Below are 20804 nucleotides of genomic sequence, written 5' to 3'. Positions count from 1 at the left end.
TCCTCAACTACTGCACTTTGTCCCATGTCAAGGGCCGGCCTTTATCCTTTCCCTTATTGGTGATTGCGCGGGGGCAACTATAAACCGTCTGTGCTATACCTGCTCCCCTGCGTTACTTCCTGAACAATGGCTAATCTTGCCACCTTTTACTTGCTGTTTTTTGTTTGCCGGCATCGGTGGTCGCTGTTACCTTAACCGTGCGTTCCACTCCCGGCGTGTATCCGCCCACCTGTGAAAAAATGCGTTGATACTGAACTTCAGGTGGAGATAATTGGTCGTCAGCCAACGAAGAACCTTCGTAACTCGTACTGACCAGAGTAATTGCTTCTGATCCCTCAGCCTTTATCTGCACGTCAATGCGATAACCGACAATGTCACGGGTACAGCTAATTGAAAAGATCATAATATTTGCTCCTACAAATTTTATAGTACTGCCCTCAGAACCCTATACAAAGGCGAATTGCATAATTGCAAGCCTGGCACCATTGCTTCTTACTGGCACACTGCCAGTGGAGAAATTTTGATGACGGGTAATCAGCTGACTCTGTAACTCCTGGAAACTCCTTCCCTTTCACCGCCGCTCGCCGGTATCCAGCAGAACCCCCATGGCCAGCGCCAGCCGCCGGTCGATCCGCTGTCCATTGTCCTGGGTCATATCGAGAACGTACCGATCGAGAATGGTGAACGAGCGATTGAACATTCCGACGACCTCTCCGTTCACCGGTTCGCAGAAAATGAAGTTGACGCGCAATAGGCCGAACAATGGGCCAAAAGACGCCGCAGCAGGGATTTGATAATGGAATCTTCCCGGGCAATGAAGAGCAGGTTGCCGTGCAGGTCACGGCACTCCCACTTCTTGCGCAGCAGGTCGTAGAGGTAATTTTTGCGGAAGGTGCCGACGGCCTTGCCGGCCGCATCGGTAACCGTGAAGGTTGCGGTGATGATCTCGAACTTCTTATCCTGAATTACCCTCAAGACCTTGGTGCTCCGGGATTCGTCCCGATAAAACTCCACGTGGCGTTTCTGCTCCAGGCGAACGTAAACGGCAATGATGACAATGACGGCAATAAGGCTGCCGAACAGGAGATAGCCGACCTGCACGGCCTGGGGCATGCTCTGAAAGGTGAATCCAAGCAGGACGAACATGGCTCCGCCGGCAGTCAATCCACCAAACAAGGCCAGCAGATTGCGCAACAGATGTGCCGGCCGCTCGATGAAGAGGAGATCGCTGCCATTTTCGTCCCACACTGCATATTTCTCGTTGATCGCCAGGTGCTTTTGCCGCAGCAGAAAGATGTCCCGACTGAAGGTGGGATCCGACGCCGGAGAGGACGGCTTTACCCGTGGGGGTTCAGGAGCCATCCGCTCAACCGTTGGCTGGGTAAAGTCAAGAGTCGGCGCAGCCGGGATAGTTACAGCATCAAGGACTGGCGATTGCCCGACGACAATTGGACCTTGCAGGTACGGCATTCTCCCGTCCGTCCGGCATATTCATCCTTTACCATGGCTGTTGCGCCGCAACTGCAAGTTACTTTGATCGGCATATTTCCTCCCATCGATCCTATAGGTTATGTCCATAGACAAAGATCCGGCAGAGCCTGGTCACTTTTCGACAGTTACTGCGACACATGCATGACCCCAAATTCATAAATGTGCTATCAATTCAGCAATTCTGGTTACGCCGGGAAAGTAACGGTGCATCAGGTAGCCGGCAAGAAATGCCAGTGCCAGGGTGACGAAGAAAGGAATGCCGGTCGTTTTGAACACACTCCCCCACCAGTCGCCGCTGTTCATGCGCCTGGCCCCGCGCAAAGGCTCGCCGCCAGGATGAATTCGAATGCCGCCTCAGACAGAATGAACGGCGCTTCGTAGACAAGGTAGGCCCCGGCACCGACAATTACCGCCAGCATCGCAGCCAGCACGCCGATAATAACCACCACCAGACAACCGCCTTCATCTCCCAATGCCGACGAAACGGCCTCCCCCGCCGCGTCGCCAACCACATCCCCTATGCCGCTGCCAGTATCGACCGCACCGTCTAATACGGGACTGCCGGTATCGGCAAGTAGACCGTCAACCTCGAAGCTTCCCGATGCGCCGGCGCCGGAGAATTCTCCCCCACCCCCTTCAAAGGCAGGTGTGATGTTTGAACTCCCACCACCGGAGATGGGCAAGTCGGGCAGCAGGTCACCCGCATCCACATGACTGTCATGGGCTTTCTTTGCCGCCGCGCTGGGAGATATGTAATGCAGCCAGATCTTGACTGAAGCGAAGAATACGCCATAGGCAAAAAAGACCGCCAGTGGGTAGCGCCACATGACGTTGGTCATATCCAGCACCAGCATGAGCTTGGTCGCCAGGAGCCTGAACTGAACGTGGCCAGCAGGATCAACGACATGTGGAACCGCAGGGCATGGCGGCGCTTTAAGCGCTCGGTGAAGTTGATTTTATGGTTGGTGAGGTTGGTCATCAGAAGCTACCCAAGGCTTTCACACCGACAGGGTGGTGAAAACAGTTCCATTATAAGACTATGTTCCTCTGTTTCTCTCATTTCTTCAGCAGCAACACGATTCCGCTGAGAAGAATAAGGGAGACAGCCAAAAGCAGCACCTTTTCTGTGGTGCTGTATTCTCGTGCCGCGGTGTCGTGGCTCATCAGGTGGACTGCAGCCGGGCCGCTGATCGGTTCGCCATCAAGCACCTGCCGTGCCTCTTCTGCCCTGTTTTCCGGCACGAGCAGAGTCCAGACATAAGGTGCCTGTGCTATTTTGCTGGGGCGGAACTCGCCGGTGTAGTGTTCATCGCCGGTAAACGGTATGCCGGCATTCCGCAGACCGTCTGCAGCGGTGAGAAATTCGTAGGAATCGCCGGTTTCCATTATCGTGATCAACCTTGATCCTGGTTCAGGTATAACAGCGGCTTTCGGGACGATTGCAGGGATGGTATGGACAAGGGAAATCCGGCAGTCTGCGCACTCTTTGATGCCATCGATGTACTCGGTTTTGCATTGGGGACAGAACAAGAAGTGCTCCGATTTTTGAAAGGCTAAGTTCGAATGGTTAGGCCCCTCAAAGGGCGATTGTTGGACCTTTTTCTTTCAAGCTGGTTGTTGAACCGCGGTTGTTATCGCTCGAATAATGGGAGAAGAAGGGTCTTGAAAAGAGAATTTTGGCTATCTTTTTTTCTGATTGCGTTTTCCCTTTTCAAGGCCCTTATTACTCCCTATCAGAACAAAAAGTGCTCCGATTTTTAGAGTTGACAGACTAAGTTAAGCTCGCATATTTAAGCCCCTCAAAGAGAGCTAAGGAATACGTATGTGTCCCCGGAATTCCCCGAAAACACTAACCTAATAAGGGGGGAAGGTCAGTTGCATTCATTTACCTCCTCCGCCACCTTGCAACCTCAAATCCGATTGGTAGTGGCTTAAAAAGAGGGTATCTAGAATGCCTCCGAGTATTGTGAAACTTACGCAGGCTTAGGTAATCGATATCCCCAAGGACATAGAAGTCCCTTATTCCCCCTTTGATTTGTATCGAATCCCTCTTGTGATCTTCTTTGTATGGTGCCCTAATTCGGCTATCACCGTAGGTTCTGTTATTTACCTGAACAACAAATGTGTGGAGGTCATGCGCAGCTCCTTCAACCAAAAACCCGAAGGTCTCCAGGTCAGGATTCCATTCTAAGACAAATAGAGTATCAATTTTCCCTTGAAGGTTTGATCTACGGCTTATATTAGTCATATCGCTACAAATTAGAATACCGAAGAAGTACCTCCCGTGGTCGTAAATTACAAGGTCCTTTTCTTCTTTTGTCGGCGACTGAAGAACCTTTCCAAGCTTCTTGAGCTCCATCTTTTCACCATGCGCTGGTTCGAGTTTGCGCTGTAACCAGACAATTGAACTGTCATATCCCGGCCACCTTGTTGCCAATGACACCATGCAATCATTTATCAGCTTCTTCTTAACCCCTCTTCTTTCCAATGAAAAATATTCAAGTCCAGCTATAAATGAGATTCCGTCCTTCGCAAGCTTCTGGGCTATACTAAAAGCCCAGCGTCGCGGAATGCTTAGTTCGGGAAAAACAATATAGTCAGGCCGAGGATCATCTTTTAGAATTCTGTTTATTAATCGAATGATGTTCTTGTAGCGTGCAAGTGAACGATCAGGAGTACCGCAGGCAGCAGAAGTCCATTGTTCATCAGAAGTTTTGATACTCGTAAGACCAATCCTGATTTTGTCTCTTTGAGAGTTGTCTTTGCCGAACGGAACTGACAGCAGCTTTTGATTCTTCCGCTGCTCGATGAAGCCAATATTGGGGCTATCTGGTACACGCGCACCTCTTAAGCCCCAGATAAACCTTTGAAAAATCGAAGTGTCATCCAGAACCTCGGGTGACACTAGCGCAATCTCGTTAATGGTCAAAGGTCTTGTAGGGAACGCAAGAGCAGGCCAGTGTGGGAGCTTCAGATTTGCGGAATCTCGGAATTTACGAATAGTTGCCAGCCGCAGTGTTTTCCTAACGTTCCTCGATCGAGGGATAGCAGGACCGTCAGCGTCTGCTGGTTGATCATAATACCAATAGTCTTTGTATGGGCGAACACCAAAATCAGCCAGTAAGATCTGTGCACTTCTCTGTTGGATCCGTGGTCTTGTAACTGTGACAGATGCACGGCGATCAACTTCAAATACCTTCCTAAAGAGTTTTTGAAGCTTTCGCCAGTCTGAAAATTTCCGAGCAGTTGATGCCTTCAGCGCTGTTTCCGATAGCATCTGAGCCAAATAAAGTTTACATGACGTAGCTTTCGTCTCGTCGTCAGTACCATCTCTTGTTGTCTCTCCTAAAACATCAAAAACACGCTTTAAAGAATCTACAAAGAGTGTTGCATCGACAAAATCACCACAGGCTATCATAAGTGAGAAAATGCGAGAGTAATACTGGGTGAACTCAAAAATCCCCAGTGGTGTAAGCAAATGTCTATGGACCAAGCCATAGAACTCTTTGCGTAAGGCAGGCCAAGCTTTGGGATCTAAATCCTTGGAGTATCCCTCAACATCACCCAAAAGAAGAGAAAAACCCAGTCTTCGTACTGATACAACATCAGCCTTACGAAGGGCATCTGCCTCTAAAGCAGCACTCGGAGTGGCCAACAGTGCGCGTGAGGCCATGTCAGGACCTGCGTCAGGCACATCGGGGAGAAGTCGGTACTCACTCGAATGCTTCCTGATTTGACTTGCGATATGGTCAACTAGATCAAGCCCGTGCTTTGAGGTGAGGCAAAAAATCTTTTGTTTGTCGCCCGAAAAGATGAGGTCTGAGTCTTTCCCATATGAAAAATTTATACGGAGGGCTCCATTATCTTCTTGAGAAATGCATGGTACTTTATCAGCAATGAATGAAATAACATCATCACCGGCTATAGCATCCTCATTCGGGTTAATGACCAAGAAAATATCATCTACATATCTTCCATAATATAAAGGATCTAAATGTTCAGATACTTCATTATCAAATTGGTGCAAAAACACATTGGCGATGACTTTTGACGCTGACAACCCTACAGGCAATGCTCCTTCAGGGCGATCGGCATAGTCGGGAGTCGACCTATACCAAGTCCAAATTGCTGAGACGAAATGTTTTGTGAATATCCTATCTTCGCGCCTTAACCGCACTCCCATCTGTTCCAGAAAAGCCTTCCGCAGCAAAAAGTCGGGACTGACACGGTGGTAAAAGCTGGCTAGGTCCATGGTAATTGCGTCAACCGAATTACCATCAACAATGGCCTTTCGCATCGTTGACAATCCACTCTCTCTCCAGCGCTGATACCCAGTAAAGTAAGGCTGGAACAAACCGAGCTGTCTTCGTTGATCCCACCATACCTTGGGCGACGCGAGGATCCCCAGTCGTGAATCCGTCTCAATCTGTTTCCGAATGACTTATCATGATCAAGGGCTGCCTCGTATAAATGGCCCACTTTCAGTATCCATAGGGCAGACAAGATTTGGAACTGAACTGTAGGCGCCATCATTAGCCGATATTTCGCCGACACAAGAACCTGTCCGCTTTGTTGAAATCTGTTATTCCAATCAACAAAAGGATCTATAGCGCGATAATGAGTTGTGTCATGCCCGTTCCAAACCGATAAATCAATACTCTTGGGAATGTAATAGAACCCACCGATTATTGCGCTGTCTTCATACCAAGGTGCTGTCTTAGATCTAATAGAACTTAGTAGCTGAGATAAGTTGGTATCAAGAGACTGTTCAAAATCAGTAAATGCAAGCGCAGATTGTTGAGTTTTGGCAAAGAAAGCCTCGGCCTTAGCTTTACGATAGGCGAGGTAAAGGTCTGGTAGAGTGATGTAGTTTGCTGTAAGTATCATTAAGTTTTACTCTCTAGTATATACAGTATCAAAGTTAGAGAAAGGCTTAGGGGGCGGATCTACATTCTACATAAAATGTGAATGTAGACCCGACCCTGTAATCTCCTGTTATTAGTAACATTTGACACTCCTTTTGTTGTTATATCGTTTGACTAACTGAGACTCAGCTTAATCTAATTGCGATGCCACCATTCACCAACTCTGTACCAAATAAAAATGCTAATAGCAAGCAACCAGAATATACTCGACAATGTCATTAATATTTTAGATTCCGGCGCTGGCGATCCAGCAACACACGATCCTATGGCTGCAAAAACACAAAAACTGGCACAAACTCTTAATATCTTCCACTTTTTCATAAATGTATTCCTTCTTCAACGCCATCGGGAAAAATAGGGGAAAACTAGGAAAAACTAGGAAAACTAGGGGAAACTAGGGACACTCCCCGTATTTCTCGATACTTTTCGCCACCTTCTCTGGACGCACCGCCCAAACCGTTGACTTACTGTCAGAAATCCACATCGCAATCCTGACAGCACTCCTCGTTGCTTACTGCTTCCCATCGCCAACCAGTGCCTTCCGTAATAAGATTGCATCACCGAATTTTCTTCTGAAGGCAGAGGCCTCCTTCCTGGGGGAAAAATTCGGGAAAAATTCGGGACACTGCCCGTATTTCCTATTCTACGACCTTCCCGCAATCCCCTTCACCGCCCCCAGAATATCCGCAGGCAACACAAACGTCTTCGCATTGGCAGATACCGACAGCTTCTGAATCGCATTCACATACCGGTCCCCGAGGAGGAATAAAGCAGGCAACTCCTTCTCCCTACTGCTCCGGCAATATCCTGAATTGCCTTGGCCGAAGCCTCGGCCAGCTTGACCTGGGCCTCTGCTTCGAGCTTGGCTGCCTCAAGCTTTCCTTCCGCCTCGCGGATCATGGCTTCCTTCTTCCCTTCCGCCTCCAGGATCATGGCCCGTTTCAGCCGCTCGGCGGTGGCCTGCTGCTCCATGGCCCGCTGCATGGAATCGGAGGGTTTGATGTCCTGGATCTCCACCGATTTGACCAGGATGCCCCAGTCGGTGACATCGTCGGAAATGATCTCCTTGAGGCGTGCCTTGATGATGTCCCGGGAGGAGAGCGCCTTGTCCAGCTCCATCTCGCCGATGATGGCCCGAAGCGAGGTCATGACCAGGTTCTGGATGGCATACTCGTAGTTGCTGATGCCATAGACTGCTTTCACCGGATCTATGACCTTGATGAAGGCGATGGCATTGGCGACGATGACGGCGTTGTCCTTGGTGATCGCCTCCTGGGCGCCGATTTCCAGGGCAATGTCCTTGGTGGTCAGGCGGTAGGCGACGATGTCCACATAGGGAATGATGAAATTGAGCCCGGCTTGAGGGTGGAGTGGTACTTGCCGAGACGCTGGACGACGAATTCGTATCCCTGGGGTACGAGCCGCACCCCCATGAAGACGGTTATTACCACCAGGCAAACAGAACAGCCAAGACAACGGTACCTGGATTCATCAGCTTTCTCCTTTTTTGAGTTTTGCCACCTTCATAACGTGCCCTTCCACGTCGACCACCTTCACCCGGTCCCCTATCTCCAGGGTTCATCGGCCATGCACGGCCATTCATCGGCCCCCAGAAGCGGCAGCTGAAACTTGACCGTGCCCTTGGTGTACGGCTGGGCGCCACGGATGACGAGACCGGTTTCGCCAAGGACGGTCCCTTTGGCGGAGCCGGAAAAGGTCTTACTGGTGCGGGGATTGAAAAATCGGAACCAGACGAAGGTAAAGATGATGGAGGCGACGCTCCATGTGAGTATCTGCAGAGGAAGGGAAAAGGTAGGATAAATAGCCAGGAAGATGCTGACCAGGATCGCGCCAAGGCCGAACCAGATGATGGTGAAGGAGGGAAGGACCAGCTCAAGACCGATGAGAACCAGACCGAGCACCAGCCAATGCCACCACAATATATTCACGAAAAACCTCCGTTTTTTAAAGGGTGAAGTGATAGTGTAAAAATTCTTTACAGTGTAAAAAAATTTTACAACAAATATATCATTAAGATAATTGAGATTTCGGGTGAATATATGCCTATACTGCCTCCGGTTCAATACATTAAAATTTATAATTCTTTTATTAATCATATCCTCTGCCAGAAACAAGGCCCCTTCCCATCCGGTAAGAGGCCTTGTTGTCACAAAAACCTGCCTCACGCGGCACAATTACTTGAACAGGTAAGTATTTGTTGATATATTTCCTGCTCGCAAATAATACTGCCGATGCAACAGAGGGACATATGGACGATGTGGAAAACCAGATGGGGCTTTTCGAGATACCGAAGATCAATAAACCGGCACCGGTAAAAAAGGCTGCGGAGAAGGCTGCACCGGTAAGGAAAGCAATTGAGAAGACGCAAAACCAGGCGTTAAAGAAGCAGAGGCAGCCGGTGGCAAAACCGGTGAAAAGAGCGGTGAAGGCTGCAACCGTAAAGGCGGTATCGGGCTGGTTCCTGAAGGGGACGTGCGCCTGACGGCAAATATTCGCCAGGACCTGCACCTGAAGCTGAAGATCGCCGCTGCCCATCGGCGGACCACCATCGGTGAGATGATAGAGGAGCTGATCGATAGATATGTGATGGATCATTGAAGAACTAAGGGACGAAGGCGCGACAGCCGGCCTCAGTGAGACATTTGAAAAAGGCAGCGAGGACCCGCAGTGCCTAACAGGTGTTGAAAAACGTCAACGAGGAGGTCGCTATGCAAGGCCCAAGCGAACGAGGAGACGAGGCGTACATCAAGGATGAGCGGCAGCTTTGGCCCCAGTCCTAAATGGTAATGGTTTCGCCGGGCCGCAGCCTTGGCTCCTCCGGTTTGATGAGGGAGGTGTAGAAAAGCATCATGAAGATGGCAAGGACTGCCGCAAGGATGATGATGATCGGCCTCAGTTGCACATCCGCTTCCCGCGTCGCACTCTGCAGGAAACCGACGGCAGCGATCACTACCCCCACCCCGCCGAACATCCAGCCCACCACCAGCCCGGTCAGGGCAAGCTCCGTTTCCCCCACCGGCGACAGCATGAAAAGCCAGGCCAGTTCCTCGTGGAAAAAGGTGGCGATGGTGATCAGCACCATGGCGACAAGGATGTAGTTGAGTCCGAGCCTGACCGTTCTCTTGCGCATTCAGCAGAGCCTCACTCGCACCAGCTCACGTCCCCTACCCCTTTACGCAGCACCTCCGGGCGGTCGCCGATCAGGCTCACAACCGAACTCACATCCGCTGTCAGTACCCCGCCGTCCACCGTCAGGTCGATCAGCTTGCCCAGCGTTCTTTCCACCTGGAAGGGATCTCCGATGGGGTCTTCCCCGGATAGATTGGCGCTGGTGGTGATGATGGGATGCCCCAGGAGCTTGGTTATGGCAAGACAGATCTTGTTGGCGGGAATGCGGATACCGACGGTTTTCTGCTTTGTCATGCACAGGTCGGGAACAACGCTGGTGGCGTCGAGAATGAAGGTGTATGGCCCTGGCAGGAACCGTTTCATGACCTTGAAAGCGTAGTTGCTCACCTGGGCGTAATGGGCGATATCGGAGAGGTCGGCGCAGATGAAGGAAAAGGGTTTTTTCCTGTCACGCTGTTTGATGGCGTAAATGCGTTCGATGCCCTTCTTGTTGAAGATGCTGCAGCCGATGCCGTAGGTGGTGTCGGTGGGGTAAGCCACTACCCCGCCCTTTTCGAGGATTTCTACAGCCTGGGCGACAAGCCGTGGCTGGGGATTCTGTGGGTTTATTTCCAGTAGCATCAGTCACCAGGGTTGAGTTCCAGAAGGTCGGGGTGAACGAAACGGCCATCCTTCTGGATCAATTGATCATCGAACCACAGCTCGCCGTCTCCGGTGAGGATCTTGACCATGTCCCAGTGGACGGCCGAACGGTTGCCGTTGTCGCACTCATCATAGCACTGGCCGGGGGTGAAATGGATGGAACCGAAGATCTTCTCGTCGAAAAGGATGTTGCGCATTGGGACACGGATGTTGGGGTTGACGCCGATGGCGAACTCCCCCACGTAGCGGGCACCCTCGTCGGTGTCCAGGACGCCGTTCAACTCCTTGTCCATCCCGCGGCAGGTGGCTTTGACGATCTGCCCCTTGCTGAATTCCAGGCGGATGTCGTTGAATTCCTTGCCCTGGTAGACGGTGGGGCAGTTGTAGGTGATATGTCCTTCAACGGAGTTTTTCACCGGCGCCGTGTAGACCTCGCCGTCGGGGATGTTGTAGCGGCCGTCGCACTTGATGCCGGGCAGCCCCTTGATGCTGAAGGAAAGATCCGTATCGGAAGCCTTGATGCGCACCCGGTCGGCGGCATCCACCAGCCTTTTCAGCTTGTCCTGTTTCAGGGATTCGGCATGCCAGTCGATGCAGCAGGCGGCAAAGAGGTAGTCCTCATACTCATCCAGGCTCATCTTGGCTTCCTGTGCGGCGCCGTGGGTAGGGTAACGGGTGATGACCCACCTGGTGTTCTTTACCCGCCAGTCGACGATGGGACGGGTCAGCTTGGACCAGGCAATCATCTTCTTCTGGTCGGCCTTGGCCATGACCATGGAGTTATCGGCAGCGGAGAGGCCGATGTAGACATCTGCCTTCTTCATCAGGTCCAGCTTATGCTCGGGGAAGTAGGAGAGTTGGTCTTCGCTGGCGTTGTTGTAGAAATAGCGGTTGATGTCGGGGACGTTGAACTCGTATTCCACATACTTGGCCCCCTTCTCCAGACAGAGGGCGTAAAGCTCCTTGACCAGGGGAATCGACTCCATCCCGGTCGCCGAGATGAGGACCACGTCCCCCTTCTTTACCTTGGTCGAATAATTTACCAGCACCTCGGCCAATTGCCTGACGCGCGTGTCTTTCATATGACCTCCCGACTGCCAGTTATCTATTTTCCATCCGAAAACGATGGGAGCGCCCCGCCCTCCCTGCTCGCTTACGATCGCTTCCCCCTATGGCAGCAGGGAAGCTTGAGGGAGATATCATCTACCGGTGTGGCCGAAACCACCTTCTCCCCGCTCGGTCTTTCCAAGTTCGGCGACATCCTGAAAGACGGCTCGGGTAAAGGGTGCGAAGACCATCTGTGCAATCCGTTCGTTGTTGCTGATAACGAACGGTTCATTGCCATGGTTGATGACAATCACCCCGATCTCCCCCCGGTAATCGGCATCGATGGTGCCGGGCGAATTGACCAGAGAAATGCCGTGTTTCAGGGCCAGACCGCTACGGGGCCTGATCTGCGCTTCATAACCTTCCGGCAGTTCGATGGCAATGCCGGTGGGGACCAGGGTTCTCTCCCCCGGTTCAAGCACCAGCTCCTGGTCCAGATCGGCACACAGATCCACGCCTGCGGCATGGGCGGTCATGTACCGGGGAAGCGGATTGCCTTTTTCAGGCTGATGCGTTTTATTTTTACGTCAATTGAATTCATGGATAGTTATTGAAGGGAAATGCCCGAAAAGGTGTGGCCGGCTTCCACCTTGCCCAGCATCACCAGGGTCAGGTAATCGTCGTCCAGTAGTTGGCCGGCAATCTCCATGATGGAGTCGGTAGTGACCAAGTCGAAACCGGCGATAATGGCATCGATGGGCTGGTATTGGCCGAAATAGATCTCGTTCTTGGCCAGCTTGGACATGCGATTGTCGCTGCTCTCCAGGGAAAGGATCATGTTTCCTTTAAGCTGCTCCCGGGCAGCATCCAGCTCCACCTGGGGCACCGGTTCCCTTTTCAGCCGTTTCAGCTCCCCAAGGGACAGTTCCATCACCTCACGGTAGTGGTCCGGCCCCGACCCGGCATAGATGACCAGGGAGCCGGTATCGGCATGGGAAGCCATGTAAGAATATATGGAGTAGGCAAGGCCGCGCTTCTCCCTCACCTCTTGAAAGAGGCGGGAACTCATGCTGCCGCCGAGGATGGTGTTCATGACGAAGGCGTCGAAACGCCGGGGGTGGTTCTGGGGCAGGCCGCGGATACCCAGGCACATATGCACCTGTTCCAGGTCCCGCTCCATTGTCTCGATACGCTTTTTATGCACCGGTTCGGTCGCAGTTTCCCGGCCGTTGCCGGTGGCAATCTGGGGGAGGTTTTTCTCCAGCAGAGCCAGCAGTTCCTGGTGATCCACATTGCCGGCGGCGGCGATAATGATGTCTTCAGCCCGGTACATGCGGTCCTTGAAGCCGATGATCTTTTCCCGTGTCAGACCGGATACCGACTGCTGGTCCCCCAGGATGGACATGCCGAGGGGGTGGTGTTTCCAGAATTTCTGGTGGAAAAGATCGTGGACCAAATCCTCGGGGTTGTCCTCCACCATGTTTATTTCCTGGAGGATGACCTTCCGTTCTTTTTCGATCTCTTCGGGGTCGAAGATGGAATTGGTGAAGATGTCGGCAAGGATGTCCACCGCCTTGGGCAGAAACCGGTCCAGCACTTTTGCGTAGTAGCAGACATATTCGCGGCTGGTGAAGGCATTGAGGATGCCCCCGACCGAGTCTATTTCCCGGGCGATGTCGAGGGCGGTACGGTTGGTTGTTCCCTTGAACAGGAGATGTTCTATGAAGTGGGCGACGCCATTCGACTCCCGCCGTTCATGGCGGGAGCCGTTGGCGACCCAGATTCCGATCGATACTGAGCTTAGGTTAGGCAGTGCCTCTGAAATGACACGTACGCCGTTTTTAAGGGTGGTTTTTTTTATCATGGTAAGAACTATACCCCGGAATCGGGAAATTACCAGCCGCTACTCGGGCAGGCTGGCACCCAATGCTTCTTTCCGGGACAGTTTGATCTTACCCTGTTTGTCAATGCCGATGCATTTCACCAGTACCTTGTCCCCTTCCTTGAGGACGTCGGTGACGTTCTTGACTCGCTCCGTATCCAGCTCGGAGATGTGAACCAAGCCATCGGTGCCGGGGAATATCTCGACAAAGGCGCCGAATTCCATGACTTTTTTCACCAGGCCCATGTAGAGCTTGCCTTCTTCGGCCTCGGCGGTCAGATCCCTGATCATTTTGATAGCCATGTCGCAGGCAGCCTTATCGGTGCTGGCGATATTGATCTTGCCGGTGTCGTCGATGTCGATGGTGACGCCGGTGGCCTCGGTTATGCCGCGGATGTTTTTGCCGCCGGAACCGATGACGTCGCGGATCTTGTCGGTCTTCACATAGATGGTAGTAATACGCGGTGCGAAGGTGGAAAGCTCGGCCTTGGAGGTACCGATGGTTTCGGCCATTTTGCCCAGGATATGCAGACGCCCTTCATGGGCCTGCTTGAGGGCAACGCCCATGATCTCGCGAGTGACGCCGCCGATCTTGATGTCCATCTGCAGGGCGGTAACACCGGTTGAAGTTCCGGCAACCTTGAAATCCATATCCCCCAGATGATCCTCATCACCGAGAATATCGGAAAGAATGGCAAAGTCGTCACCTTCCTTGATCAGACCCATGGCAATACCGGCAACCGGGGCCTTGATGGGGATGCCGGCGTCCATCATGGACATGGAACCACCGCAGACGGAGGCCATGGATGAAGAGCCGTTGCTCTCCAGGATGTCGGAAACGATCCTGATGGTGTAGGGGAAACCTTCATGCTTGGGCACTACCCTGGCGAGAGCCGCTCGGCCAGCATGCCATGGCCGATTTCCCTGCGCCCCGGAGCGAGACGGAAGCTGGTCTCACCAACGGAGAACGGCGGGAAGTTGTAGTGGAGGAGGAAGCGCTTCTTACTCTCGCCGAACAGGGAGTCGATGCGCTGCTCGTCGATGGATGTGCCAAGCGTAGCCACAACCAGGGCCTGTGTCTCCCCCCTGGTAAAAAGCCGAACCATGGCTCTGGGAAGCAAGCCGACCTCGGTGGTTATCTGGCGGATGGTTTTGGTATCCCGACCGTCGATGCGCTCGCCGTCCTTGATGATGTGCTCACGCACCAGATCGTATTCGAAATCGCCAAGGAAACCCTTGATTTCCTTGGCGGCGCCTTCGAATTCTTCGGCCAGGGCAACCAGAACATCTCCGGTGATGGCATCTATCGTGTTGTGCCGCTCAACCTTGGATTTGATCCTCACGGCTTCTTTCATGCGGGAATAGGCCAGTTCTTTTACCTTGGCTTTCAGCGCTTCGTTTACAACCGGGGGAAGAACTTCACGCTTGGCAACACCGGCTTTTTGGGCCAGTTCCACCTGGGCGGACAAAAGGCCCTGAATGGCTGCGTGACCGAAGAAAATGGCCTCCAGCATATCCTCTTCCGAAACCTCTGCTGCGCTTCCTTCAACCATGATGATGGCGTCTTTGCTTGCTGCCACAACTATTTCTATGTCACTCTTCTCCATCTCCTCGAAACCGGGATTGGCGACGAAGCGGCCATCGATCCTGCCCACCTTCACCCCGGCGATCGGCCCCTGGAAAGGGATGTCCGAAACCATCAGGGCGGCGGAAGCGCCAACCATGGAGAGAATACCCGGATCATTGTCCTTGTCGGCAGAGATGACCGTGGCCATGATCTGGGTGTCATTGAGGAAATTATCCGGAAAGAGCGGCCTGATCGGACGGTCGATGAGCCTGCAGGTCAGGGTCTCGTTGTCTGAAGGACGCGCTTCGCGCTTGAAGAAACCGCCGGGAATCTTGCCTCCCGCATATGCTTTTTCCTGGTAATTGACGGTCAGGGGGAAGAAATCCTGCCTTCCTTGGCAGTCTTGGTGGCAACCGCAGTCACCAGTACCCTGGTATCGCCGCTGCTGACAACCACGGCGCCGCTGGCCTGTTTGGCCATCTTGCCTGTTTCTATGGTGATGGTTCTTCCACCACATTCAACCTGTACTTTAGTTTCCATTTTCGTTCGGTCTCCTAGCCTTTTCGTTGACTGTTGGGGCCGCCGATAAAGAAGTCATTGAAAACCGCTGCGGATGTTTTTCACAACCGGTCAATGACTTGTTTATCCACGCCCCCAACAAAATAAAAGGGCCATTACAGCCCATTTTGAGAGAAAAAATAAAGGCAATATACCCCGGAAGAGGTATACTGCCTTCTCTTACCTTCTTATACCAAGCTTTTCAATAATGCTTCTGTATCTTTCCACATCTTTCTTCTTGAGGTAATCAAGCAGTCCCCTTCTTTGACCGACGATCTTCAGAAGCCCACGACGCTGTGGTGATCCTTTTTGTGGGTCTTGAAGTGCTCAGTCAGATAGGTGATGCGCTCGGTGAGGATTGCTATCTGAACCTCCGGAGACCCGGTATCGCTGTCATGGAGTTTGTACGCACCTATGATTTCCTGTTTCTTGTCAGTTGCCAACATTTACTACACCCCCTTTTTCTTTAAGATTAGGATTTTAGCTTGATGCACAAGCAAAATATCGGATAAAGCTAGATACTATTATCACAAACCCGTTGATCTGTAAAGGAATTATCATGATTAAATACCCGGCAGAGCCGAAAAGACAGCTGTCCCCCATCCCCTGACGGAAGTACTGCCGCGGCTACTGCCAGAAGGCCCCCGCCAATGGACAGCCGAACCAGTTGCCCCTGATGCGGTCTTGCGCCCGGCATTTTCAGGAAATCCCCTTCCCCAGGGGCAATACCGCACATCGCCTTGGCCGCACCTTTTTCCGTAAGAACAAGGTCCTGCAAATGGGAAAGAGCGGCATAGGGAGAGACCAGTCCTACAGCATTTGCGCCCAGTTTAAGACGCTCCTGCAGAAGATCGGGAGTAACGGCATCCTGAATGGTAAACGGGCCACTCATGGTTCGGCGAAGTTGCACCAGGTGAGCGCCGCAACCAAGCTTCAGGCCCATATCGTGGGCCAGGGTCCTCACATAGGTACCGCGGGAACACCTGACGGTGAAACTCACCTGGGGGAGATTCATCCGGTCAATGGCCAGGGAAAATATTTCTATTTCCCTGGCCTCACGTTCCACCTCTGTTCCCTGCCTGGCCAGCTTGTACAGGGGCACGCCATTTTTTTTCAGGGCGGAGAACATGGGGGGCAGTTGGCTCTGCTTGCCGACCATGGAAAGACATACTTTTGCAACTGCCTGTTCTGTCAGATTCGACCAGTCGCTGCTGCTGGTAACGGTACCAGTGCAGTCCTGGGTATCGGTGGCTGAACCAAGCATCATCACCGCCTGGTATTCCTTGACCCCTTCGTCCAGGAAGGTAATGGCCTTGGTACCTTCACCGAGGGCTACCGGCAGTACACCCGTGGCGAAAGGATCGAGGGTGCCGGTGTGACCGACCTTCTTCTGTCCGGCCATCCTGCGCACCATGCCGACCACGTCGTGGGATGTCACGCCGATTGGCTTGTCAACTACGATAAAGCCATCGATCATTTGCGAAGGGATTTTTCAAGAAGGGTGAATACCTTCTCTTTGACGGCTGGCAGCGAACCTTCAATGGTGCAACCGGCAGCGTTGTGGTGTCCCCCGCCGGAAAAGGCAGCGGCAAGAGCCGAAACATCCACCTTGCCCTTGGATCGGAAGCCGACCTTGAACAGCCCGTCCCTGATCTCCCGGAAGAAGATGGCAACCTCGACCCCCTTGATCGAGCGGGGATAGTTGACGAAGCCGTCGGTCAGCTCGGCACTGGCATTGCACTTTTGGTACATGTCCAGGGTGACGGCGATGGATGCATAATCGCCAAAAGGTGAAAACGACAGGGTGGCCAGTGCCATGGCAAGAAGTTGCAGGCGGTTCTGTGGCTGACTCTCATAGAGCTTTTCAGCCACATCCCAGGCATTGATTCCCTTTTCAACCATTTTGGCAGCAATGGCAAAGGCTTCAGGATTGGCATTGGAATACCGGAAGGAACCGGTATCGGTAATTACTGCAGTATAGATGCAGAGAGCGATATCGTAATCTATCTCGTGGCCTGCCGCTTCAATGATGCGGTAGACAAGGGCGCCGGTTGCACAGGCAGTGGTGTCCACATAATTGATCTCACCGAAATCTTCACAATTAAGGTGATGATCAATGTTGATGAACTTGCCGATGGTCCGGCAATCGGTAATGGCTTTGCCGGCACGCCTGAATTCACCCACGTCCAGGACAAAGCAGGCGTCGAATGAACGGTCGGGAAGTTCCTGGACGACCCTTTCGGCCATGGGGAGGAACTGGTAGACATCGGGCACCGGATCGCAGAGATAAACGGTTACATCCTTGCCGAGGCAGGTGAGATATCGGGCCAGAGCCAGACTTGAACCAACGGCGTCGCCATCGGGACTTTCATGGGTGGTAATGAGGAACGAATTCAGGGCTGCAATTTCTTCAGCTATTCTCTTTATCATTATCATCGTGTTCCGGTGAGCCGATTTCCTTGAGTATCGATTCAATGCGTGAGCCATATTCCACTGATGCATCGTATTTGAAGACAATGTCCGGGACATAGCGCATGCGGAAGCTTTTGCCCATCTCCTTGCGGATAAAGCCCCGTGCGCTGTTCAGCCCCTGCTCAGTAGCCTTCTTTTCTTCATCGCTGCCGATTACCGTAAAATAAATGGTGGCAAGGTGCATATCGTCGGTCACCTTGACCCCGGTAATTGTGACAAAGCCGATCCTCGGGTCTTTGAGTCCCTTGACCAGCAACTCGGAGACCAGCTCATGGACCGCTTCTGCTACTTTTTCAGAACGTTTGAACAACCTTGAACTCCTCTGTTTGTCTCTGGTGAATCTCTCAGAGCTTGGTGGCAACCTTCTCCATCTCGAAGGATTCTATGATGTCGCCCACCTTGATATCATTGTAGTTTTCGATGGAAATGCCGCATTCGTAGCCCGAGGCAACCTCTTTAACATCGTCCTTGAAGCGGCGCAGGCTGCCCATTTTCCCTTCAAAAACCACCACGTTGTCACGAAGCAGGCGGACTTGGGAATTTCTGATCATTTTACCGTCCAGGACATAAGAACCGGCAACGGTGCCGTGTTTAGGCACTGAGAAGGTTTCCCTGACCTCGGCACGGCCGAGGAACTTCTCCCTCAGAGTCGGCTCAAGCAGACCCTCCATGGCCTTTTTGATATCATCCACGGCGTCGTAGATGATGTTATAGAGGCGGATATCGACTCCTTCTTTTTCGGCAAGCGTCTGTGCCTTGACCTCGGGACGGACGTTGAAGCGAGGATGATGGCGTTGCTTGCCGTTGCCAGGTTGACGTCGGTCTCGGTGATGGCGCCGACCGAAGCGTGAATGACATTGAGACGGATGCGTCGGTGGAAAGCTTGCGCAGGGATTCGGATACAGCTTCCACTGAACCCTGGACGTCACCTTTGACGATGGTGTTGAGATCCTTGACCTCGCCCATCTGGATTTTTTCGTAGAGCTGTTCCAGAGACAGCTTGCTGTGCTTGGCAAGCTCGGTCTCCCGGACCTTCTGCTGGCGGAGGCTGGCGATCTCCTTGGCCTGCTTTTCATCGGCCAGGGCCACAAAAACATCGCCGGCATCGGGTACGCCGGTAAAGCCGATCACTTCGACCGGCATTGAGGGACCTGCCGAGAGGACTTTTTCGGCACGGTCATTCTGCATAGCCCTTACCCTGCCGAAATGAATACCGGCAACAAAGTAGTCACCCACCTTGAGGGTACCTTCCTGAACCAGTACCGTTGCCACCGGTCCACGCCCCTTATCCAGCTTGGCTTCAACGATGGTTCCACGGGCGGCCTTATCTTCGTTGGCCTTCAGCTCCAGCACGTCGGCCTGAAGCAGTACCATCTCCAGCAATGTGGGAAGATTCACCCTCTTCTTGGCGGATACATCGACAAAAATGGTATCTCCACCCCACTCCTCGGAGACGAGCCCAAGTTCCATCAGTTCCTGTTTGACCCGTTCCGGTTTGGCTTCCGGCTTGTCGATCTTGTTGACGGCAACAATTATCGGTACGCCTGCAGCTTGGAGTGATTGACAGCCTCTCTCGTCTGGGGCATGACGCCGTCGTCCGCCGCAACGACCAGGATGACGATGTCGGTAACCTTGGCTCCGCGGGCACGCATGGCGGTAAATGCCTCGTGACCCGGGGTATCGAGGAAGGTTATTTTGCGGCCATTTAGGGTAACATCGTAGGCGCCGATATGCTGGGTGATGCCTCCGGCCTCGCCGGCGATGACGTTGGCCTGGCGGATAGCATCCAGCAGTGATGTCTTGCCGTGGTCGACGTGACCCATGATGGTGACCACGGGCGGTCTCTTGACCAGGCTCTCCGGAGTATCAGGCGTCGATTCGAGAATTTCATCTATGTCCAAGGCCACGTTTTCGATCTCATAACCGAAATCGGTGGCAAGGATGGTCGCAGTGTCAAAGTCAAGGGCATGGTTGATGGTGGCCATGACCCCCATCTTCATCAGGGCGCGGATCAGATCATTGGCCTTGGTCCCCATACGTTTGGCGAGCTCGCGACTGTGATGGTCTCAGATATTTTGATGATCCTCTTGATGGCTTTTGGAACAGTGATTTCTGTCTTTTTACCGATCTGAATCTTTTCGGCCTGCCTCTTCTTTCCTTTACCCCTAGGCCCCGGTTCAAAAACCCTCTCATGTTTTTCGAACAACTCTGTTTTTTTGAACTCTTCCTTGCGCTTGGGTACAGCGGCGCCTGCAGGACCTTTTTTACCGGCGCCTGCAACTTCTTTCCCCTTGCGTCCTTTTCTCCTGTCTTCACCAGCGGGTGGCATTTCCAATGGCACGACAGGAGCCGGCCTCTCAGGTCCACGGGCTTGTCCGGGCCTTTCAGGGCCACGGGAGACAGGTCGTTCGGTGTAGCCAGGTCTCGGTCCCTCCGGTCGCTGACCTGCAGGCCGCGGTCCGGCGGGACGATATCCGCCTTCCGGTCGTTGCCCTGGTCTCTGGCCTTCGGGCCGCTGGCCAGGGGCTGGTCTTTCCGCAGAGGGCCGTGTTTCAGGCCTTTCAATGCCCCGTGCAGCCGGCTGGGCTTCACGTTGCACCGGTGGTTTCGCCCTCTGGGTCAATCCGGGGATTTCCACCCTGCCAAGAATCTTCGCCTTGTTTGCGGTGGCCCTCTCCGGTGCCGCCTCCTCTGCTGCTGCCTTGACAGGTTCTGCAACCTGAGCAGGAGCCTCAGGGGCAGGAGCTTCCTCTACCCTGGCTTTTTCGGCAACTTTCTCGGTGGTCACTTCTGCCGGTGCAGGTTCCGCCTTTGACTCGACGGGGGGCTCTTCAGCAACAGCTTCCACAACCTTGGCCCGACGACGGATCAGGGTAGGCTTGACGCGAACTTCTTCCTGAGAGACTTCCTTGACAGTAGCCGGAGCATTCAGCTTTTTAATGTCGGCATCATCAATGGCTGCCATGTGGTTTTTCACTTCCACACCTACCGCAGCCAACTTCGCCATCAGTTCCTTATTATCGATGCCCATTTGCTGTGCCAGCTCATATACACGGGTTTTACTCATCTA

General features: G+C 52.9%; 21 protein-coding genes and 3 pseudogenes. 3 read left to right on the top strand and 21 right to left on the bottom strand.

What is annotated here, in order from left to right:
- Nucleotides 1–130: 130 nt before the first annotated feature.
- The 9 genes from JCM15764_RS00820 to JCM15764_RS00795 all read right to left on the bottom strand — a co-directional run bounded on the left by JCM15764_RS00820 (nucleotide 131) and on the right by JCM15764_RS00795 (nucleotide 7748).
- The gene (locus JCM15764_RS00820) at nucleotides 131–403 is read right to left on the bottom strand and encodes a hypothetical protein (RefSeq protein ID WP_054691666.1); all 273 of its coding nucleotides are present in this window, start codon (nucleotides 401–403) and stop codon (nucleotides 131–133) included.
- A gap of 168 nt (nucleotides 404–571) precedes the next feature.
- Nucleotides 572–700, bottom strand: a complete 129-nt coding sequence (locus JCM15764_RS25780) for a hypothetical protein (protein ID WP_279384179.1) — start codon at nucleotides 698–700, stop codon at nucleotides 572–574.
- A 17-nt stretch (nucleotides 701–717) separates the two neighbouring features.
- Nucleotides 718–1470 carry a hypothetical protein gene (locus JCM15764_RS00815; RefSeq protein WP_054691664.1) on the bottom strand — a complete coding sequence of 251 codons (753 nt, stop codon included), beginning with the start codon at nucleotides 1468–1470 and terminating at the stop codon, nucleotides 718–720.
- Nucleotides 1471–1644: 174 nt separating this feature from the next.
- The gene (locus JCM15764_RS21000; RefSeq protein WP_243688078.1) at nucleotides 1645–1794 is read right to left on the bottom strand and encodes a hypothetical protein; all 150 of its coding nucleotides are present in this window, start codon (nucleotides 1792–1794) and stop codon (nucleotides 1645–1647) included.
- Nucleotides 1791–2345 (bottom strand): hypothetical protein, encoded by a 555-nt coding sequence (locus JCM15764_RS00810; RefSeq protein ID WP_054691662.1) that lies wholly within the window; start codon nucleotides 2343–2345, stop codon nucleotides 1791–1793. Before JCM15764_RS00810 ends, JCM15764_RS21000 begins: the two co-directional genes overlap by 4 nt.
- A complete protein-coding gene (locus tag JCM15764_RS20995) occupies nucleotides 2327–2470 on the bottom strand; it encodes a hypothetical protein (protein WP_243688077.1) in 144 nt (47 codons plus the stop codon). The genes JCM15764_RS00810 and JCM15764_RS20995 overlap by 19 nt, the downstream gene beginning before the upstream one ends.
- 77 nt (nucleotides 2471–2547) lie before the next feature.
- The gene (locus tag JCM15764_RS00805) at nucleotides 2548–3021 is read right to left on the bottom strand and encodes a hypothetical protein (RefSeq protein ID WP_243688076.1); all 474 of its coding nucleotides are present in this window, start codon (nucleotides 3019–3021) and stop codon (nucleotides 2548–2550) included.
- Nucleotides 3022–3376: 355 nt separating this feature from the next.
- Nucleotides 3377–5788, bottom strand: a complete 2412-nt coding sequence (locus tag JCM15764_RS00800) for an RNA-directed DNA polymerase (protein WP_054691658.1) — start codon at nucleotides 5786–5788, stop codon at nucleotides 3377–3379.
- A 1369-nt stretch (nucleotides 5789–7157) separates the two neighbouring features.
- Nucleotides 7158–7748 (bottom strand): paraslipin, encoded by a 591-nt coding sequence (locus JCM15764_RS00795; RefSeq protein ID WP_279384178.1) that lies wholly within the window; start codon nucleotides 7746–7748, stop codon nucleotides 7158–7160.
- A 38-nt stretch (nucleotides 7749–7786) separates the two neighbouring features.
- Here JCM15764_RS00795 and JCM15764_RS29120 point away from each other — a divergent pair, with 38 nt between their 5' ends.
- Entirely contained in the window at nucleotides 7787–7927 is a 141-nt protein-coding gene (locus tag JCM15764_RS29120) for a hypothetical protein (RefSeq protein WP_279384177.1), read from the top strand.
- Nucleotides 7928–7981: 54 nt separating this feature from the next.
- Here JCM15764_RS29120 and JCM15764_RS00790 read toward each other — a convergent pair whose 3' ends face one another.
- On the bottom strand, nucleotides 7982–8365 hold the full coding sequence (locus JCM15764_RS00790) for an NfeD family protein (RefSeq protein ID WP_279384176.1): 384 nt from the start codon (nucleotides 8363–8365) through the stop codon (nucleotides 7982–7984).
- Nucleotides 8366–8685: 320 nt separating this feature from the next.
- On the opposite strand from JCM15764_RS00790, the gene JCM15764_RS00785 reads away from it, so the two are divergent.
- Together JCM15764_RS00785 and JCM15764_RS25770 are read left to right on the top strand one after the other, a co-directional pair.
- The gene (locus tag JCM15764_RS00785) at nucleotides 8686–8919 is read left to right on the top strand and encodes a hypothetical protein (RefSeq protein WP_243688075.1); all 234 of its coding nucleotides are present in this window, start codon (nucleotides 8686–8688) and stop codon (nucleotides 8917–8919) included.
- A complete protein-coding gene (locus JCM15764_RS25770; protein ID WP_279384175.1) occupies nucleotides 8910–9035 on the top strand; it encodes a hypothetical protein in 126 nt (41 codons plus the stop codon). The genes JCM15764_RS00785 and JCM15764_RS25770 overlap by 10 nt, the downstream gene beginning before the upstream one ends.
- Nucleotides 9036–9213: 178 nt before the next feature.
- Here JCM15764_RS25770 and JCM15764_RS00780 read toward each other — a convergent pair whose 3' ends face one another.
- From JCM15764_RS00780 to infB, 11 genes and pseudogenes are all read right to left on the bottom strand, one after another.
- Nucleotides 9214–9567 (bottom strand): hypothetical protein, encoded by a 354-nt coding sequence (locus JCM15764_RS00780; protein WP_054691656.1) that lies wholly within the window; start codon nucleotides 9565–9567, stop codon nucleotides 9214–9216.
- 11 nt (nucleotides 9568–9578) lie between these two features.
- The gene (locus JCM15764_RS00775) at nucleotides 9579–10187 is read right to left on the bottom strand and encodes an L-threonylcarbamoyladenylate synthase (RefSeq protein ID WP_054691655.1); all 609 of its coding nucleotides are present in this window, start codon (nucleotides 10185–10187) and stop codon (nucleotides 9579–9581) included.
- On the bottom strand, nucleotides 10187–11290 hold the full coding sequence (locus JCM15764_RS00770; RefSeq protein ID WP_054691653.1) for an aminopeptidase: 1104 nt from the start codon (nucleotides 11288–11290) through the stop codon (nucleotides 10187–10189). Before JCM15764_RS00770 ends, JCM15764_RS00775 begins: the two co-directional genes overlap by 1 nt.
- Nucleotides 11291–11407: 117 nt before the next feature.
- The gene (dut, locus tag JCM15764_RS00765) at nucleotides 11408–11791 is read right to left on the bottom strand and encodes a dUTP diphosphatase (RefSeq protein WP_054691651.1); all 384 of its coding nucleotides are present in this window, start codon (nucleotides 11789–11791) and stop codon (nucleotides 11408–11410) included.
- Nucleotides 11792–11862: 71 nt separating this feature from the next.
- Nucleotides 11863–13119 (bottom strand): M16 family metallopeptidase, encoded by a 1257-nt coding sequence (locus JCM15764_RS00760; protein ID WP_054691648.1) that lies wholly within the window; start codon nucleotides 13117–13119, stop codon nucleotides 11863–11865.
- 39 nt (nucleotides 13120–13158) lie between these two features.
- Nucleotides 13159–15244, bottom strand: a pseudogene (pnp, locus tag JCM15764_RS00755) (polyribonucleotide nucleotidyltransferase).
- A gap of 264 nt (nucleotides 15245–15508) precedes the next feature.
- A pseudogene (gene rpsO, locus JCM15764_RS00750) lies at nucleotides 15509–15708 on the bottom strand (30S ribosomal protein S15); the annotation flags it as partial.
- 68 nt (nucleotides 15709–15776) lie between these two features.
- Complete coding sequence (truB, locus tag JCM15764_RS00745; RefSeq protein ID WP_243688113.1) at nucleotides 15777–16736, bottom strand: tRNA pseudouridine(55) synthase TruB; 960 nt, start codon at nucleotides 16734–16736, stop codon at nucleotides 15777–15779.
- Entirely contained in the window at nucleotides 16736–17692 is a 957-nt protein-coding gene (locus JCM15764_RS00740) for a DHH family phosphoesterase (RefSeq protein WP_054691642.1), read from the bottom strand. Before JCM15764_RS00740 ends, truB begins: the two co-directional genes overlap by 1 nt.
- Nucleotides 17673–18044, bottom strand: coding sequence for a ribosome-binding factor A (locus JCM15764_RS00735; protein WP_012647771.1), 372 nt, complete (start codon nucleotides 18042–18044; stop codon nucleotides 17673–17675). The genes JCM15764_RS00740 and JCM15764_RS00735 overlap by 20 nt, the downstream gene beginning before the upstream one ends.
- Nucleotides 18045–18078: 34 nt before the next feature.
- A pseudogene (gene infB, locus JCM15764_RS00730) lies at nucleotides 18079–20801 on the bottom strand (translation initiation factor IF-2).
- Between the last annotated feature and the right edge of the window lie 3 nt (nucleotides 20802–20804).

The sequence above is a fragment of the Geotalea toluenoxydans JCM 15764 genome (genome assembly GCF_001311985.1).
Taxonomy (GTDB): Bacteria; Desulfobacterota; Desulfuromonadia; order Geobacterales; family Geobacteraceae; genus Geotalea; species Geotalea toluenoxydans.
The sequence above is the reverse complement of the archived record's forward strand: the minus strand, read 5'-3'. Positions and strand labels throughout refer to the sequence as shown.